Below are 14,993 nucleotides of genomic sequence, written 5' to 3' on the forward strand. Positions count from 1 at the left end.
ACCTCCGGCTACACCCCGCCCAGCGGCGTCCTGGTTCAGCCGCGCGTCCGGCCGGTGTTCCACCGCTACGGCGAGCAGGCGCCGGTCTTCCAGCACCGTGCCACCTACGCCGGACACGCCACCGCCTGCGCCCTGGCCCAACGCGACATCGTCATCCTCGAAGAGGAGAACCTCGCGCCCCGCCCGCGGAGTTCAACGTACTGCTCACCGACTCGACGTACTGCTCGCCGAGGAGCTGACCCGACTGCACTTGCGCGAGGCGGTCACCGCCACGCGGGGCACCTCGCTGCTCGGCGGCGTCGCCCCCGCCGGCCACCTCGGCGCCGAGACGAGCACCGACGAGTTCATCGAGCACGGGTTCGTCACCCGCCCGCCGCGTGGCGACACCGTCCAGATCAGCCCGCCCGTCCTCACCACCGGCGACGAACTCCGCCGGCTCGCCGCCGCCATCGGCACCGTCATCCACCAGCGTCACGCGGACGCCGACTCCGCGCCGGCGCGCCCCGTTCTGAAGGAGACCTCCCGTGTCTGACACCGCCGTGCCCCCCGCCATCGCGCTCGGCACCGACGCCACGCCCGTGCGCAACCCCTACACCGGCGAGGTCATCGCCTCGGTGCCCACCACCGACGCGAGCGCCGTCGACGGCATCCTGCGGCAGGCCAGGTGCGGGCGCCGCACCGCGGCCTCCCTGTCCCGCGCCACCAGAGCCGCGATCCTGGAACGCGCCGCCCACCTGATCCAGCGGCGCGCCGAGTCCTTCGCCCAGCTCATCGTCAGCGAGGCCGGCAAGACCATCGTCCAGGCCCGCAAGGAAGCCGCCCGCGCCGTCAACACCCTGACCCTGTCCGCAGCCGAGGCACGACGCAACGCCGGCGAGGTCATCCCCTTCGACTCCCACGAGGGCTCGGAGAAACGGCAGGGCTGGTTCACCCGCGAACCGCTGGGCATCATCGCCGCCATCACCCCCTTCAACGACCCCCTCAACCTCGTCGCCCACAAACTCGGCCCCGCCATCGCCGGCGGCAACGCCATCATCCTCAAACCCTCCGCGCTGACCCCGCTGTCCGCGCTGCGCCTGGTCGACACCCTCATCGAGGCCGGCCTGCCCGAAGAGATCGTCACCGTCGCCCACGGCGACGCCGACCTCGGCGCCGCGATCGTGGCCGCCCCCGACGTGCGCATGGTGTCCTTCACCGGAGGCTTCGCCACCGGCGAGGCCATCTCCCGCACCGCCGGCCTGAAGAAGCTCGCCATGGACCTGGGCGGCAACGCCCCGGTCATCGTCATGGACGACGCCGACCTCGACGAGGCCGTCGCCTCCTGCGTCTCCGGCGCCTTCTGGGCCGCCGGCCAGAACTGCATCGGCACCCAGCGCATCCTCATCGCCGGCGAGGTCTACAAGCGCTTCCGCGACACCTTCGTCGCCCGCACCAAGCTGCTGCGCACCGGCGACCCCCGCGACGAACACACCGACGTCGGCCCCATGATCACCCCGGACGCGGCGGCCGCCATCCGTGCCAAGGTCGACGCGGCGGTGGCCCAGGGCGCGGTCCTGCTGTGCGGCAACACCGTCACCGGCGCCCTGTACACACCGGCCGTCCTGGAAGACGTCCCCCCGACCTGCTCGATCTGGCACGAAGAGGTGTTCGCCCCGGTCGTCGTGCTCCAGCCGTTCACCTCCTTCGAGGACGCCGTCGAGCAGGCCAACGCCCTCGACTACAGCCTCCACGCCGGCATCTTCACCTCCCGCCTGGACCGCGCCCTGACCGCGGCCCGGCTGCTGGAAGCCGGCGGAGTCATGATCAACGACTCCTCCGACTACCGCCTCGACGCCATGCCGTTCGGCGGGTTCAAATACGGCAGCATGGGCCGCGAAGGCGTGCGCTTCGCCTTCGAGGAGATGACCCAGCCCAAGGTCGTCTGCATCAACCACATAACCGACGTGGTGTGATGACCGCCTTCCGCGCCGAGCGCGCCTGTCCGCAGCATCAGCCTCACGAATCCAGCCGGAACGATCGCTTGAGGTTCTGACAGCAGAAGGGTGCCTCCCACCCGCGGTGATCTGGACTGTCCAGATCAAGAGGATCGCGAGGAAGAGGCACCCGACGGGCAGGCTGTTCGTCGCACCGAGCACGATCGCGCGGGCCGGCTGGACCAGCGCCGTGCCCCGGTCCCGCCAGCCCGGCCCGGTGCCGGCGGCACAAATCTGACCGGCCACGCGGGCGTGATCCCGCTGCGGACGGTCGCCGACCGCGTCGGCCTGGCCACTGCGCTGGATGTGGTGTTGCCGAGGAGGCCCAAGCATCTCCAGTACCACTGGCGGGCGGCATTCGGCTGACCGGTCCCGGACGCACATCGCGCCGTGCTCTGGCGGCGATCACCGCCCCGTCGCGGGCCCGGATCGAGCGCCCCGCGCCGCGATACGCCGCGGGGTGTGGACGCTGCTCGCCCTGCGACCCGGCGGCTTCCCCCTGGATGTCGGTGTGCGGCCGCGAACCGGCCATCTGGTACGTCTCTCGACCTGGACGCGGCCATCGTCACCCGCACCCGCCGCAAGGAAGGCGCAGCGGGCGCCTCAAGGGCCTTTCGGTCAGATGCCGTTGGTGCGTGGGCGGCCCATACCCCTGAGTGAGTCGCCATGCCGCTCCCGGTACCGCCCAACGGCCGCTGTGGTCGAAGTGTTGGAGATGATCGAGCAGGCCATCGCGCTGCTGCCAGAAGGTGTGGACGGCCGCGCTGCGGCAGGACGGCAAGGTCCACGAGGTCAAGGGGCCGGCGGCGACATGTTTACCTACCAGGTCGCCGAGTCGACCGGCCTGCGCGACCTGACCGGCCGGCCGACGGGGATGCGGCTGATCGTGCGCCGGCTCAAGCCCTCACAGCGGCTGCGCCCCGGGCTTTCCGAGGTCGCCGGCGCCGGGCAGGGTGTGGTTCCTGGACGCCCTCTCCCGTGATCAGGCCGAGGTCGAGGACCGAGAAAAGGATCAAACCGGTCGGCCTCGGGCTGCTGCCCTCGACGTCCTTGCCCGGCAGCAAGCCCACCAGCCCCGGACCCGCACCGCACTACCTCGGGCCCGGGGCACCCGACGCCACCGCAGCGCTACGCGACGGCCAAGGTCAGCTCGTGCCCGAGATACGGATCGGTCTCGACATTGCTGCCCGGCGCGGAACCCGGTGGTGGAGCTAAGGCTTCACACCGCTCTTCGCACCACGGCGGTGGCGACGTGGCGGGCGGGGACGGCGGACCCGGCGGGGCCGCTGGTGGAGGCCCGGGGTGGCCCGTGTTCTTTGGCCGGCTTCGCTCTTCCATGGTCGACCGCGGATATGGTCGAACGCTTCTCGAGCCTGCTCGGATGCGGTTCTGCTGCTGGTGGTGCGCACCGTTGCCCTCACCGTGCTGCGCGCGCCCGGCAGGACCGTTCCGTCGAGCCCACCCCCCACGTCCGCTACCGCCTGCGCGAGGTGCCGGAGAACTGGCGGTGCGCTTCGCCACCCACCGTCTGCGGGCCGCGGGCGCACGGACGGCCCCTTCGGTCCGGGCCTCTCCGTGCGCCCGCCTGCTTTGCACGCGGCGACGCCGATCGTGCCTGCGGCATCGGAGTTACGACACGGTCAGGTAGATCTTGCGCACGGTTTCGATCGTCTTCCAGACACCGACGTAGCCCGGCTTCATGACGAAGCTGTCGCCTGCCTTGTAGATCACCGGCTCACCGCCTTCCGGCGTGAGTTCGACGACGCCGGAAAGGATGTGGCAGAACTCGAAGGTCTCACCCTTGATCGAGCGCGTCTCGCCGGGCGTGGCTTCCCAGACGCCCGTGTTGATCGTTCCCTCACGAGCGGTGTCCTGGGCCCAGGTCTTGTACGTCGGGTCGCCGGAGATCAGGCGTTCCGGCAGCGGGCCGGACTCGCTGGGAGCGAAGGAGGGATCGGTGTCGATGGTCTTCAGGAGCGACATGCTTTTTCCTCTGTTGGTCGGGAACAACGCGAATCGAGAACGGGCACACCAAGCGTCACCGGGGCGAGTTCGCCCAGGCCTATCGCGCGTTCGGGGCCTGGGCCTGACGGCTGCCCTCCACGGTCACGGAGCGCAGCCGGTCGGCGAGCCTCCCGGCGGGCGACAGACACTGCTGCCGAGCAGGGGCCCCGCACGCTCGGCGGCGGGGACCTCCTTGACCTCCGGTGCTGCCCGGGCCGGCCTGTCGGCCGGTCAGCGGATGCGGTCCAGCGTCTTGTAGTAGGCGCCCGCGAAGGGCAGGAACCAGGCGGTGCCGTTGTAGAGGGGGATGCGGGGCGGGGCGATGTCGCGGACGGGGCTGACCTCGGGGTGGCCGTCCATCACCTCGGCCATGACGTGCCCCATGTGGGTGGCCATCTGGACGCCGTGGCCGGCGTATCCCATGGAGTAGTAGACGCCGTCGTCGGTCTGCCCGGCGTGCACGATGCGGTCCATGGCGAAGCCGACAGAGCCGCCCCACACGTATTCGATCTTGGTGCGGGAGAGCTGGGGGAAGATCTCGCACATCTCACGGAACAGGATCTGTCCGCTCTTCTTGTCCGAGGTGGGGTCGGACGGCGCGAAGCGGGCGCGGCCACCGAACAGCAGCCGGTTGTCCGGGGTGAGCCGGAAGTAGTGGCAGACCTTGTTGGAGTCGACGATGAGGCGGGCCTTGGGGATGATGTCGCGGGCGAGCTGCTCGCCGAGCGGCTCGGTGACGATGATGAAGCTGCCCACGCAGACCTGCTGGCGGCGCAGCCAGGGGAAGTTCTTGTCGGTGTAGGCGTCGGTGGCCATCATGACCTGCCCGGCACGGATGACACCGCGCTCGGTGCTGACCTCGAACCGGCCGGCGGCGGTGCGCCGCACGCCGATGGCCGCGTTGCGCTCGTGGATCTCGACGCCGGTGCGCTCGCACGCCTCGGCCATACCGCGCACGAAGCGGCCGACGTGCAGGGCGGCGCTGAACGGGTCGAGCAGGCCGCCGTGGTAGGCGTCCGAGCCGATCTCGGAACGCAGCTCGGCCTTGCCGATCAGAGTCGTCTCGTGTCCGAAGTACTTCGCCAGGTCGCGCTGCTGGGCCTTCTTGCTCTCGAAGTGCGAGGGGCGGGACGCGACGCCCAGCCGTCCGACGCGACGGAACTGGCAGTCGATGGACTCCTCGTTCACGAGCCGCTCGACGGTGTCCACGGCCTCACCGTAGGAGTTGTAGATCTCGCGGGCCCGTTCGAGGCCGTACCGGCGGATGGCCTGGCCCACACCGATGGTGAAGCCGAGGTTGGCCATGCCGCCGTTGCGGGCGGAGGCACCGGAGCCGATCTGGCCCTTCTCCACGAGGGTGACACGGGCGCCCTTGCGGGCGGAGTGCAGGGCGGTGGACAGACCCGTCAGGCCGGCGCCGACGACCACCAGGTCGGTGTCATCGGTCAGCGGCTTGCCGGACCGGTCGGGAAACGCCCCTGCGGTTTCTATCCAGTAGGGAATCGTCTTCATTTCGGGTCCTTAGCGGGGAAGTTTTCACGGGGTGCGGCCGAGCACCACCAGGAGCGCGGCCGACGGAGCTGCGGTCGCTGATCTGCGGGGGCGCACCTGGATCAGCGGTAGGTTGCGGACGCGGGCAAGGAGGCCGGTCCCGCCCGCGGTTGGCGCGACATCAGGTCGACGATCAGGCCGCCGCGGGCCACAGCCCCCGCGGGCCGCCGATGCGGCGCCTGCCGTCGGCGTCGTCGACGTACGGCCCCTCCCCTCGCCGGACGACGAGGGAGTCCTCGCCCTCGGGGCCGAACGAGCCGTTGGCGGTCATACGGCAGCCTCGCCTGTGGGATCGGCGACGCCTGCCGTGTTCTCGACCGAGAGCAGGGAGCCCTGCTTTCCGGAGCCGATCCAGCGCACCAAGGCCACCAGGCCGAGGGCGAGGACCGCGAAGGCGGTGAGCAGCGCGCTGACCGCGGTCACACTGGGGTCGATCTCGAAGGTGAGGGAGTTGTAGACCTGCACCGGCAGGGTGACGGTGTCGACGGAGGAGAGGAACTGGGAGATGTAGAACTCGTCGAAGCTGGTGATGAAGGAGAAGATCGCCGCCGCGATCATCCCCGGCGCGGCCAGCGGGAAGGTGATCCGCCGGGCGATGGTGAGGCGGCCGGCGCCCATGCTGGCTGCGGCGTCCTCCAGTCGTTCGTCGATGCCGCGCAGGGTCGCGATCAGGATCAGCACCGCGATCGGCGCGGCCAGCACCGTGTGCCCCAGCGCGATGGCGATCGGACTGCCCAGCATCGCGGCCGGCTCGAAGAACAGGAAGAGGCCCAGTGCGGTGACGATCTGCGGGATGACCAGCGGCCCGAGGACCAGGGCGAACACCGCCGAGCGCAGCGGCAGTTCACTGCGGACCAGAGCGGTCGCCGCGGTCACAGCGATGATCAGTGAGAACACGGTGCTCATAGCGGCGACCAGGGCGCTCAGGGAGAGCGCGGCCGGCCACTTGCTGCCGTCGGCGAACAGGGCCTTGTACCAATTCAGCGTCCACGCCTGGGGCGGGAACGACGCGACGGCGTTGTCGCTGAAGGAGGTGACGAGGATGACCACGATCGGCAGCGCCAGGAACAGGAGGATCACGGTCGAGATGGCCGTCAGGGCGATGCGCCCGGCCAGGCTGCTGCGCAGTTCCATCATGACGCACTCCTCTTCCTACGGCTGGCGCCCAGGGAGCTGACGGCCTTGAACAGCAGCAGTCCGGCCAGGGTCAGGGCCAGCAGGATGACGCCCTGCGCGGCCGCCCCGTTCCACTGGTTCTCCTTGGTGACCTGCTGGTTGATGAGCGTGGCGATCATCGTCTGGTTGGGTCCGCCCATCAGGGCCGGGGTGATGTAGTAGCCCAGCGAGAGGATGAAGCTCAGCAGCCCCGCACTGGCCAGGCCGGGGGCGACCAGGGGCAGATACACGCGGCGGAAGATCGTCACGCGGTGCGCGCCCATGCTCGCGGCCGCCGCGAGGAGGCGGCGGTCCACGCCCCGCATCACGCCGTACAGCAGCAGCACCGTGTAGGGGAGCATCATCGACGTGGTGCCGATGACGACGCCGAGCTCGTTGTAGAGCAGCTGGAACGGCGCGCCGGGGATCGACATGGCGGTCAGGGTCTCGTTCACCAGGCCCTTGTCGCCGAGCATGATGATCCAGCCGTAGGTACGCACCAGGGCACTGATGAAATGCGGCACGACCACGACCAGCATGGCGAGGCCCGCCAGGACGGGCTTGAGCCGGGTGATCGCCTGGGCCAGGACGAACCCGAACACCAGGCTCAGCACCGCGGTCTCGGCGGAGATCCGCAAGGTGGTGAACAGCACCGACAGGTTCACGCCGGTCAGGGCGTCGGCGTACCAGTGCAGGGTGAACGATCCGTCCGCGTCCTTCAGGCTCAACAGCAGGGTGCTGAAGATCGGGTAGACGAACAGCACCAGCAGATACACGACGACCGGCAGGGCGTACAGGATCCCGACCCGCGTCCGGCGCGAAGCAAGCAGCTTCCGCGGGCGGGCGGGGGCCCCCGCGGCGAGGGTGGCAGCCATGGCTCACCCTGCCTTTTCTTCGGGGAAGAGGTTGACGTCCTCGGGGTCGGCGGTGATCCCGACCCGCTCACCGGCGACGGGGCCGCGGCCGGCCGGGACCTCCAGGCGCACCAGCGGTCCCTGACCGCCGTCGATGCGCACGCCGGCGCGGACCAGGGTGCCGACGTAGGTGGCGGTCTCGACCGTGCCGGTACAGAACCCGTCGTCGGCGGCACTGGCCCGCAGCCGGCCCGGCTGCACGGCGACCTTCACCTGAGCGCCCGTCGCCAGGTCGTGGCGGCGTGCTTTGATCAGGCCGCCACTGCCGTCGAGGCGGACCAGGGTGTGTGCGCCGTCGTGCTTCTCGATGCGGCCGGGCAGGAAGTTGGCCGCGCCGAGGAAGTCCGCGACGAACGGCGTCCTCGGCCGCTCGAACAGCTCGCGCGGGGTGTCGAACTGCTCGATCAGACCGTTGCGCATCACCGCGATACGGTCCGACATGACCAGCGCCTCTTCCTGATCGTGCGTCACATATATGACAGTCAGGCCGAGTTCCTGCTGAATCGACTTGATCTCGATCTGGAGCTGGTCACGCAGCTTCTTGTCCAGCGCGCCCAGCGGCTCGTCCATGAGGATCACCGGCGGCCGGTAGACCAGCGCCCGGCACAACGCCACACGCTGCTGCTGACCACCGGACAGCTCACGCGGCTTACGCCCGGCGAACCGCGACAGGCCCGTGATCTCCAGCGTCTCCCCCACCCGGCGGCGGATCTCGTCCTTGCCCACCCCGCGCAGCGTGAGCGGGAAAGCGACGTTCTCCTGCACGGTCATGTGCGGGAAGAGCAGGTACTGCTGGAAGACGAAGCCCAGCCCCCGCTTCTGCGGCGCAAGCCGCGTCACATCCCGGCCGCCCACGGTGATGGTCCCGGAGTCCGGCTCGCAGAAACCGGCGATCATCATCAACGTCGTGGTCTTGCCCGATCCGGAGGAGCCGAGGAAGGTGACGAACTCCCCCGCCGCGATCTCCATCGACGCCTCGTCCACGGCGACGACATCGCCGTAGGTCTTGCGCACAGCCACCACCGACAGCGCCTTGCCGGTCGCCGTGGCCGGCTTGGCGCCGGCCACCTTCACCGATGGTGCGGCGACACCGAATTCAGCCACGAGCCCACTCCAACCAGCGCTTGGTGACGGCCGACTCGTTCTTCAGCCACCAGTCGATGTCCGCGTCGAAGCCCTTGTCGTAGTACTTCGGCGCACCGGCGAGCGCGTTGCGCTCGTCCTCGGTGAGCTTGGCGTAGGCCAGCGGCGAGGAGGGGTTAGACGGGAACGCCTTCGCCAGAGCGGCCTGGCTCTCCGCCCGCAGCGAGAAGTCCATCAGCTCGTAGGCGGCGTCCACGTTCGCCGCGCCCTTGGCGATGGCGTAGCCCGAGAACTGGCGGCGCATTCCGTTGAGCTGACGCTCCACCGGCACACCCTGCTTCTGCAGATCGGCGATCCGGCCGTCCCACACCGTGGACATCGTCACCTCCTGGCGGCTCAGCAGCACACCGGGCACCGGGCCGCTGTCCCAGAACTTCTTGATGTCGCCCCGCAGCCGGGTCAGCACCTTGAACGCGCGGTCCACGTCGAGCGGGTAGAGCTTGTCCAACGGGACGCCGTCGGCCAGCAGCGCGAACTCCAGCTCCGGCAGGTCGCCGTCGGGGCTGCACATCGCGCGGCCGCCCTTGAACCCCTTGGTGTCGAAGAAGTCCGCCCACGACTCGGGCCTGCGACCGCCGAAGCTGTCCGTGCGATACGCGATGCACTGGCCGTAGAAGCTGTGGCCGACCGCGTACTCGGTGATCTGGGCCTCGGGGATCTTCGCGCTCTTCACGCTCTTGATCCGGTCCAGGTCCAGCGACTCCAGGGCGTCCTCGGCCGCGTACTTGGCGAACGACATCATCGAGTCGTTGATGAGGTCGCACTGCGGGCGGCCCTGCTTGATCTGGGCGAGCAGCGGGGCGTTGTCCAGGTTGAGCACCTTGACCTGGATGCCGGTCTCCCGCGTGAACGGCGTGTAGATCGCCTTCTGCAGGGCCGCTCCGTAGGAACCGCCGCTGTCGCGGACGACCACCGTCCTGCCCTTGCCACCGCTGCCGGCGACGGTCCGGCTGGTACCGGTGCCGCAAGCGCTGAGAGTGGTCGCGGCGGCGACGCCCGCCGTAACCCCGCCTATGCCTCGCAGGAACAGTCTGCGGTCTATTCGGGCATCTTTCATGGTGTGCCTCCTGGTGGTGCCAGCCGCGAGAAGGGGAGCGGCTGGGGACGTGGGAAAGAGCGGCAGCCGGGTCCGGGGCGGCTATCCACCTCGTCGGAATCGACGCCTGGCCGGGGCGGAGGGTGTCGGGCCGTGTGGCCGTGTCGGTGTCCCACGGACGGCCATGGCGGCCCGTTTCTTGCCGCGGGCGGCGGTGAGGCCGTGCGTGCCGCAGGGGATCAGCCGCAGGCCCAGGTCGTTGACTGGGCTCGCCGCTGCCGGCCGGGGCGATGACGCGGCGGAGGACATCGCCCCGGCCCGGTACTGCCAGTTCTACGCGGTCGTCGCCGACGTGGACGGCGGGTCCTTCGGGGCTGTCGGTGCGGGACGGCCGGCGTCGTGCGTCAGATGCCCAGCATCTGGTTGAGCTCGTCCAAGGACTTGACGGTCACGTAGTCGTAGCCGTGGGTGACCGGGTCGCAGCCGCGGTCCAGGAGGACGAGGTTGCGGAAGCCCATGTCGTGCATCGGCAGCAGGTCGTAGCGGGTGTGCGAGGAGACGTGCACGAAGTCCTCGGGGGACGCGTCGAGCTGGTCGAGCATGTACTCGAACGCGGCGTAGCGGGGCTTGTAGCAGCCGGCCTGCTCCGCGGTGAAGACCGCGTGGAAGTCCGCGCCGAGCCGTGGCACGCTCTCGGCGAGGAAGGAGTTGTCGGCGTTGCTGAGGATCACCAGCTTGTAGTGCTCGCCCATCTTCTTCAGCGGTTCCGGCACATCGGCGCGCGGGCCCCAGCTGCGGACACCGTCGCCGAGCCGCTTGCCGGCGTCCGGGGCGGCCTTGATGCCCCACTTGCGGCAGACGCCCTCGAAGGCGTCCTGCAGAGTCTGCTCGTAGGGCTTGTACTCGCCGCAGACCGAGTCGTAGCGGTAGCCGCGGAACTCCTTGACGAACTGGTCCCAGTGCTCGGCCGGGATCTGGTCGCCGACGAGCTCACGCGTGATGGGGTTCATCGGCCACTCGATCAACGTGCCGTAGCAGTCGAACGAGACGTACTTCGGGCGCCACTGGAACGAGGGAATGGGCATGGGAGTGCTCACTTTCCTACTTGGGGGAACTGGTTGCCGACGACACCGCTTTCGGGCATGCCCATGACAGGGGTGTCGGGATGAGGGGTGATGACGTCGGTGTTCGCCGGGTATCAGGCGGCGCCGACTCCTGCCGGAGCGAGGAAGTCGACGGGGTGCTCCGTGGTGCCGTCGAGCGCCAGGTCGGCGGCGATCTCTCCCATCGCGGGCGAGAACTTGAAGCCGCTGCCGGAGAACCCGGCCATGACGATGATGTCGTCCTCGCCGGGGAGATGGCCGACGAGCGGGTTTCCGGACTTGGTGTAGCCCTCCATGTAGGCCGACATCCTGATCGGGTCGGGGTTCAGGTCGGGCATGAGTTCACCGATGAGCTCGCGGAAGACGCCGAGTTCCTCGGGGCGGACCGTACGCTCGAGCCGTTCGGGCTCGGGCACGGGCGCATGGTATTTGAAGGAGAGACCGAGCTTGACGGAGATGCCGTCGGGCGACGGAATTCCGAAGCAGTCGTGGGGTGTGGCGCGCACGAAGGAAGGGGCACCGCCCGCGAACCAGTCGTGGCGGGTGGGCAGGTGCCAGGAGCAGACCACCCGGCGGACGTCGATGGCCTGGGGGAGGTCCGGGAGCAGGGTGTTGATCCACGGGCCCACGGTCACCACGGCGGCGTCCACGTGGTCCGTGCCCTGGTCGGTGACCACCCGCACCCCGCCGCCGGCCTCGGGGACGACCTCGCGCACCGTGGTGTAGCGGTGGAGCCGGGCGCCCAGTTGCTCGGCACGGGTGGCGGCCGCCTGGATGGACGCCTCGGGTCTGATGACGGCGCCCAACCGGTCGAGGACGGCGATGTGTCCGTCCGGGAGCCGGTGCTGGGGGTAGCGGCGGGCGAGTTCCTCCCGGTCCAGTACCTCGTGGTCCAGCCCCTGGGCGGCGCTGGTGGAGAGGAGGAGTTGCATGGCCGGTGAGGCGGTCTCTCCCATCACGAGGCTGCCGCTGCGGCGTAGCAGTGACCGGCCCGTCTCCGCCTGGAGCTGCTCCCACATCCGGTTTGCCAGCCGCAGCAGCGGCACGTACCCGGGCTCGCCGAGGTGGGCGGCCCGGTAGATGCGGCTCTCGCCCCCGGCCGCGCCGCGGTCGTGACCCGGTGCGTACCTGTCGTAGCCGATGACCTCGGCTCCGCGGGCGGCCAGTCGCCACACGACCTGGCTGCCCATGCTGCCGGCGCCGATCACGGCGACGCGCTTCGGGATGCTCATGAAATCGCTCCTTTCTTCCGGTTTGGGCCCGCTGGAATGGCGTTCACTGTCAGCCATGGAACCCCGCAGGTCAACCCATACTTCGCTGTGCCTTGCGGCAGGTGAAACGACTCAGAGGAGGTCGATCAGCCGGTCGGTGAACTCGGCGGTGGTCGCCGTTCCGCCCAGATCAGGGGTGCGGACATCGGTCTTGGCCAGGACTGACGCGATCGCGTCCGTGATGTCCCTGGCCGCGGCGGGATGGCCGAGGTGGTCGAGCATCATGGCCGCGGACCAGATCGCGCCCAGCGGGTTGGCGATGCCCTGGCCCGCGATGTCGGGTGCGGAGCCGTGCACCGGCTCGAACATCGAGGGGAAGTCCCGCTCGGGGTTGAGGTTGGCCGCCGGGGCGATGCCGATGGATCCGGCGACGGCGGCCGCGAGGTCGCTGAGGATGTCGCCGAAGAGGTTGGAGGCGACGACGACGTCGAAACGGGCCGGCTCCAGGACGAACTTGGCCGCGAGCGCGTCGATGTGCTCCTGGTCCCAGGCGACCTGCGGGAACGCGGCGGCCCGCTCGGTGACGAGCTGGTCCCAGAACGGCATGGTGTGGACGATGCCGTTCGACTTGGTCGCGGAGGTGAGGCGGCCGCCGCGCCGGGAGGCGAGCGTGAAGGCGTAGTCCAGCAGGCGTGAGACGCCGGCCCGGGTGAACACGGCCTCCTGCACGGCGATCTCGTCCGGGAAGCCCCTGTGGAGCCGGCCGCCGACCTCGCTGTACTCGCCCTCCGTGTTCTCGCGTACGACGACGACGTCGACCTCGCCCGGCCGGGCTCCGCGCACCGGACTGTCGATGCCTTCGAAGACCCGGATGGGCCGGAGGTTGACGTACTGGCGGAAGCTGCGCCGGATAGGGATCAGCAGCCCCCACAGCGACACATGGTCGGGCACCCCCGGGTATCCCACCGCGCCCAGCAGGATCGCGTCCGCCTCGCGCAGCCGGTCGATCCCGTCGTCGGGCATCATGGCGCCCTCTCGCAGGTACCGCTCGCAGGACCAGTCGTACGACGTGTAGGACAGGCTGAAGCCGTGGCGGCGGCCGACGACATCGAGCACCTGCTGTGCCGGGGGCAGTACCTCGGTGCCGATGCCGTCGCCCGGGATCAGGGCGATGCGGTGGTTCGTTGTCATGCCGACGATTGCAGCAGGGCGGTCCGCAGGGCGTCCAAGACGCAAAGCGGATTTCCCTTATAAGCCGTACCTATCAGCTGTCGGCGGCCGAGGTCGCCGCCGCGACGAACGCCGAGGCCGCAGGCGACAGGATGCCGCGGCGGGCGACGAGGGCGATGTCCAAGGTGCTCTCCGGCTCGATGTCCAGGACGCGGGCGCCCAGCCCCCTGGCGAGGTCCCGCCAGGCGTCCGTGACCACCGCGAGCCCGACCCCGGCCAGTACCAGGGGCATCAGCGACACCCGGTGCTCGGTCTCGACCGCGACGGTGAACTCGATGCCCTCCTCTCCCAGCGCGTCGACGTACGCACGCATCCCGGTACCCGACTGCCCGACGATCAGTCGCTGTCCCGCGAGCTCCCGGTACTCGACCGCCGTCCGTCCGGCGAACGGGCCGTCCGCCGGCACCACCAGCACGAATCGCTGCCGCCCGAGAGAATGGGAGACGACCTCCTTGTCGGAAAGAGGACCGGCGGACGCCAGGAGCCCCAGCTCCACCGCGCCCGTGCGCACCATGTCGATCACATCCCGCGACGTGAACGCCGCATTGATCGCCACCGAAACGCCGGGATAACGGCGACTGAAGGCACGCACCAGACTCGTCAGCGGCTCCACCGCCTGCGACGGCATCGCTGCCACGTCCAGGCGCCCCTCACGCAGCTCGTGCACCGCCGCGACACTCGCCCGCGCCGTCTCCAGACTCCGCACGGCCTCCCGGGCCGGCTCGATCAGGGCCCTTCCCGCCTCCGTCAGCACAGCCCTGCGGCCGATGCGATGGAACAGCTCGGAGCCCAGATCACGTTCCAGCGCGCGCACGGCCTGCGACAGCGACGGCTGGGACACGTACAGGGCCGACGCCGCACGGTTGAACCCCCCACGGTCGACGATCGCGAGGAAGTACTCCAGCTGCCGAATGTCCATACGCACCCTCTGACCTGGAAGAAATCGACCGACGACTCGATCGGTCCCGACCATGGTGGGTGAAGGATCGCCTGGTGCCGTCACCGCCGGGGACCGCACCCGTCACGCTCCATACCGCACCGTCCGGATCACCGCGGTCCGTGGTGCGCATTCTCCTTCACCCGCGTCGGATGAGGGCCGGCCACGACAGACTGCGCGCATGCAACTTCCCGCCGAGACCGTCACCGCCACCGCGCTGATCGAGGTCGTCAGGATCTCCGCGCTTCCGGCGAGGAGGGACGACCCCTATCCCGGCCGTGTGGTCGCGCACTGGGCCGGGGACGAGGTCGCCGACGCCCTGGCGCTGATCGATGAACTGTCGGGGGGCGAACAGCACCGGTGCGGGTTCTCGCCCGGGTGGAGCGTCCGGGCCTACGGGGACGCCCTCGACACGGCCCTGTTCGAAGCCGCGTTCTGCTTCACATGCCAGGAGGTCCGAATGCACGGACCGGCCGTGCCACCCCCGCTGGCCAGGCAGTTCTTCGATCCGGCGGCCCCACCGGCCCGAGCCCTGCTGGCCCGCTTCCGCGCGGTGTCCGCGCAGGCGGAGAGCTGAGGGCCGGCACCGATGTCAGTGCCGTGACGACCGCCCGCATCGCGCCCTCCTGAGGAACGGGCCCGCGCTGAAGGTCCACGACCTGGCCGGGCTGGTGTGCTCCCGCTCGGTCACGGGACCTGGCCCGCCTACGACGACGTGACCGGCACGCCGGCCCGC

At 69.9% G+C, this 14,993-nt stretch carries 15 protein-coding genes; 4 read left to right on the forward strand and 11 right to left on the reverse strand.

All coding sequences use genetic code 11. The annotated features are described in order from the left end of the window. The first annotated feature begins 250 nt into the window (after positions 1–250). The 3 genes from ACZ4Z2_RS17515 (at position 251) to ACZ4Z2_RS17525 (ending at position 2,955) form a co-directional block, all read left to right on the forward strand. On the forward strand, positions 251–532 hold the full coding sequence (locus ACZ4Z2_RS17515; protein ID WP_468076868.1) for a hypothetical protein: 282 nt from the start codon (positions 251–253) through the stop codon (positions 530–532). Next, complete coding sequence (locus ACZ4Z2_RS17520; protein ID WP_468076870.1) at positions 525–1,952, forward strand: aldehyde dehydrogenase family protein; 1,428 nt, start codon at positions 525–527, stop codon at positions 1,950–1,952. The genes ACZ4Z2_RS17515 and ACZ4Z2_RS17520 overlap by 8 nt, the downstream gene beginning before the upstream one ends. A gap of 736 nt (positions 1,953–2,688) precedes the next feature. Continuing rightward, positions 2,689–2,955: a hypothetical protein gene (locus ACZ4Z2_RS17525; RefSeq protein ID WP_468076872.1), complete on the forward strand. Its 267-nt coding sequence runs from the start codon at positions 2,689–2,691 to the stop codon at positions 2,953–2,955. Positions 2,956–3,602: 647 nt separating this feature from the next. Here ACZ4Z2_RS17525 and ACZ4Z2_RS17530 read toward each other — a convergent pair. From ACZ4Z2_RS17530 to ACZ4Z2_RS17580, 11 genes are all read right to left on the reverse strand, one after another. After that, the gene (locus tag ACZ4Z2_RS17530; RefSeq protein ID WP_161369012.1) at positions 3,603–3,956 is read right to left on the reverse strand and encodes a cupin domain-containing protein; all 354 of its coding nucleotides are present in this window, start codon (positions 3,954–3,956) and stop codon (positions 3,603–3,605) included. 252 nt (positions 3,957–4,208) lie between these two features. After that, the gene (locus ACZ4Z2_RS17535; RefSeq protein ID WP_468076874.1) at positions 4,209–5,489 is read right to left on the reverse strand and encodes an NAD(P)/FAD-dependent oxidoreductase; all 1,281 of its coding nucleotides are present in this window, start codon (positions 5,487–5,489) and stop codon (positions 4,209–4,211) included. 172 nt (positions 5,490–5,661) lie between these two features. Next, positions 5,662–5,799, reverse strand: coding sequence for a hypothetical protein (locus ACZ4Z2_RS17540; RefSeq protein WP_468076876.1), 138 nt, complete (start codon positions 5,797–5,799; stop codon positions 5,662–5,664). Next, positions 5,796–6,665, reverse strand: a complete 870-nt coding sequence (locus ACZ4Z2_RS17545; RefSeq protein WP_468076878.1) for an ABC transporter permease — start codon at positions 6,663–6,665, stop codon at positions 5,796–5,798. Before ACZ4Z2_RS17545 ends, ACZ4Z2_RS17540 begins: the two co-directional genes overlap by 4 nt. Further along, positions 6,662–7,558 carry an ABC transporter permease gene (locus ACZ4Z2_RS17550; protein WP_468076880.1) on the reverse strand — a complete coding sequence of 299 codons (897 nt, stop codon included), beginning with the start codon at positions 7,556–7,558 and terminating at the stop codon, positions 6,662–6,664. The genes ACZ4Z2_RS17545 and ACZ4Z2_RS17550 overlap by 4 nt, the downstream gene beginning before the upstream one ends. Before the next feature lie 3 nt (positions 7,559–7,561). Beyond that, positions 7,562–8,701: an ABC transporter ATP-binding protein gene (locus ACZ4Z2_RS17555; protein ID WP_468076882.1), complete on the reverse strand. Its 1,140-nt coding sequence runs from the start codon at positions 8,699–8,701 to the stop codon at positions 7,562–7,564. Next, on the reverse strand, positions 8,694–9,797 hold the full coding sequence (locus ACZ4Z2_RS17560; RefSeq protein WP_468076884.1) for an ABC transporter substrate-binding protein: 1,104 nt from the start codon (positions 9,795–9,797) through the stop codon (positions 8,694–8,696). Before ACZ4Z2_RS17560 ends, ACZ4Z2_RS17555 begins: the two co-directional genes overlap by 8 nt. 383 nt (positions 9,798–10,180) lie before the next feature. After that, positions 10,181–10,861, reverse strand: a complete 681-nt coding sequence (locus tag ACZ4Z2_RS17565; protein WP_468076886.1) for a haloacid dehalogenase type II — start codon at positions 10,859–10,861, stop codon at positions 10,181–10,183. A 113-nt stretch (positions 10,862–10,974) separates the two neighbouring features. Next, entirely contained in the window at positions 10,975–12,111 is a 1,137-nt protein-coding gene (solA, locus tag ACZ4Z2_RS17570) for an N-methyl-L-tryptophan oxidase (protein ID WP_468076888.1), read from the reverse strand. A 111-nt stretch (positions 12,112–12,222) separates the two neighbouring features. After that, positions 12,223–13,281: a tartrate dehydrogenase gene (locus ACZ4Z2_RS17575; protein ID WP_468076890.1), complete on the reverse strand. Its 1,059-nt coding sequence runs from the start codon at positions 13,279–13,281 to the stop codon at positions 12,223–12,225. A 73-nt stretch (positions 13,282–13,354) separates the two neighbouring features. After that, positions 13,355–14,239, reverse strand: coding sequence for a LysR family transcriptional regulator (locus tag ACZ4Z2_RS17580; protein ID WP_468076892.1), 885 nt, complete (start codon positions 14,237–14,239; stop codon positions 13,355–13,357). Positions 14,240–14,438: 199 nt separating this feature from the next. Here ACZ4Z2_RS17580 and ACZ4Z2_RS17585 point away from each other — a divergent pair, with 199 nt between their 5' ends. Next, positions 14,439–14,834: a hypothetical protein gene (locus ACZ4Z2_RS17585; protein ID WP_468076894.1), complete on the forward strand. Its 396-nt coding sequence runs from the start codon at positions 14,439–14,441 to the stop codon at positions 14,832–14,834. Positions 14,835–14,993: the final 159 nt, after the last annotated feature.

The organism is Streptomyces sp. NPDC030183 (assembly GCF_055573455.1).

Coding starts and splice junctions, on each gene's coding strand:
- ACZ4Z2_RS17525 (WP_468076872.1), top strand. CDS start 2,689: ATGATCGAGCAGGCCATCGCGCTGCTGCCAGAAGGTGTGGACGGCCGC.
- ACZ4Z2_RS17530 (WP_161369012.1), bottom strand. CDS start 3,956: ATGTCGCTCCTGAAGACCATCGACACCGATCCCTCCTTCGCTCCCAGC.
- ACZ4Z2_RS17535 (WP_468076874.1), bottom strand. CDS start 5,489: ATGAAGACGATTCCCTACTGGATAGAAACCGCAGGGGCGTTTCCCGAC.
- ACZ4Z2_RS17540 (WP_468076876.1), bottom strand. CDS start 5,799: ATGACCGCCAACGGCTCGTTCGGCCCCGAGGGCGAGGACTCCCTCGTC.
- ACZ4Z2_RS17545 (WP_468076878.1), bottom strand. CDS start 6,665: ATGATGGAACTGCGCAGCAGCCTGGCCGGGCGCATCGCCCTGACGGCC.
- ACZ4Z2_RS17550 (WP_468076880.1), bottom strand. CDS start 7,558: ATGGCTGCCACCCTCGCCGCGGGGGCCCCCGCCCGCCCGCGGAAGCTG.
- ACZ4Z2_RS17560 (WP_468076884.1), bottom strand. CDS start 9,797: ATGAAAGATGCCCGAATAGACCGCAGACTGTTCCTGCGAGGCATAGGC.
- ACZ4Z2_RS17565 (WP_468076886.1), bottom strand. CDS start 10,861: ATGCCCATTCCCTCGTTCCAGTGGCGCCCGAAGTACGTCTCGTTCGAC.
- solA (WP_468076888.1), bottom strand. CDS start 12,111: ATGAGCATCCCGAAGCGCGTCGCCGTGATCGGCGCCGGCAGCATGGGC.
- ACZ4Z2_RS17575 (WP_468076890.1), bottom strand. CDS start 13,281: ATGACAACGAACCACCGCATCGCCCTGATCCCGGGCGACGGCATCGGC.
- ACZ4Z2_RS17580 (WP_468076892.1), bottom strand. CDS start 14,239: ATGGACATTCGGCAGCTGGAGTACTTCCTCGCGATCGTCGACCGTGGG.
- ACZ4Z2_RS17585 (WP_468076894.1), top strand. CDS start 14,439: ATGCAACTTCCCGCCGAGACCGTCACCGCCACCGCGCTGATCGAGGTC.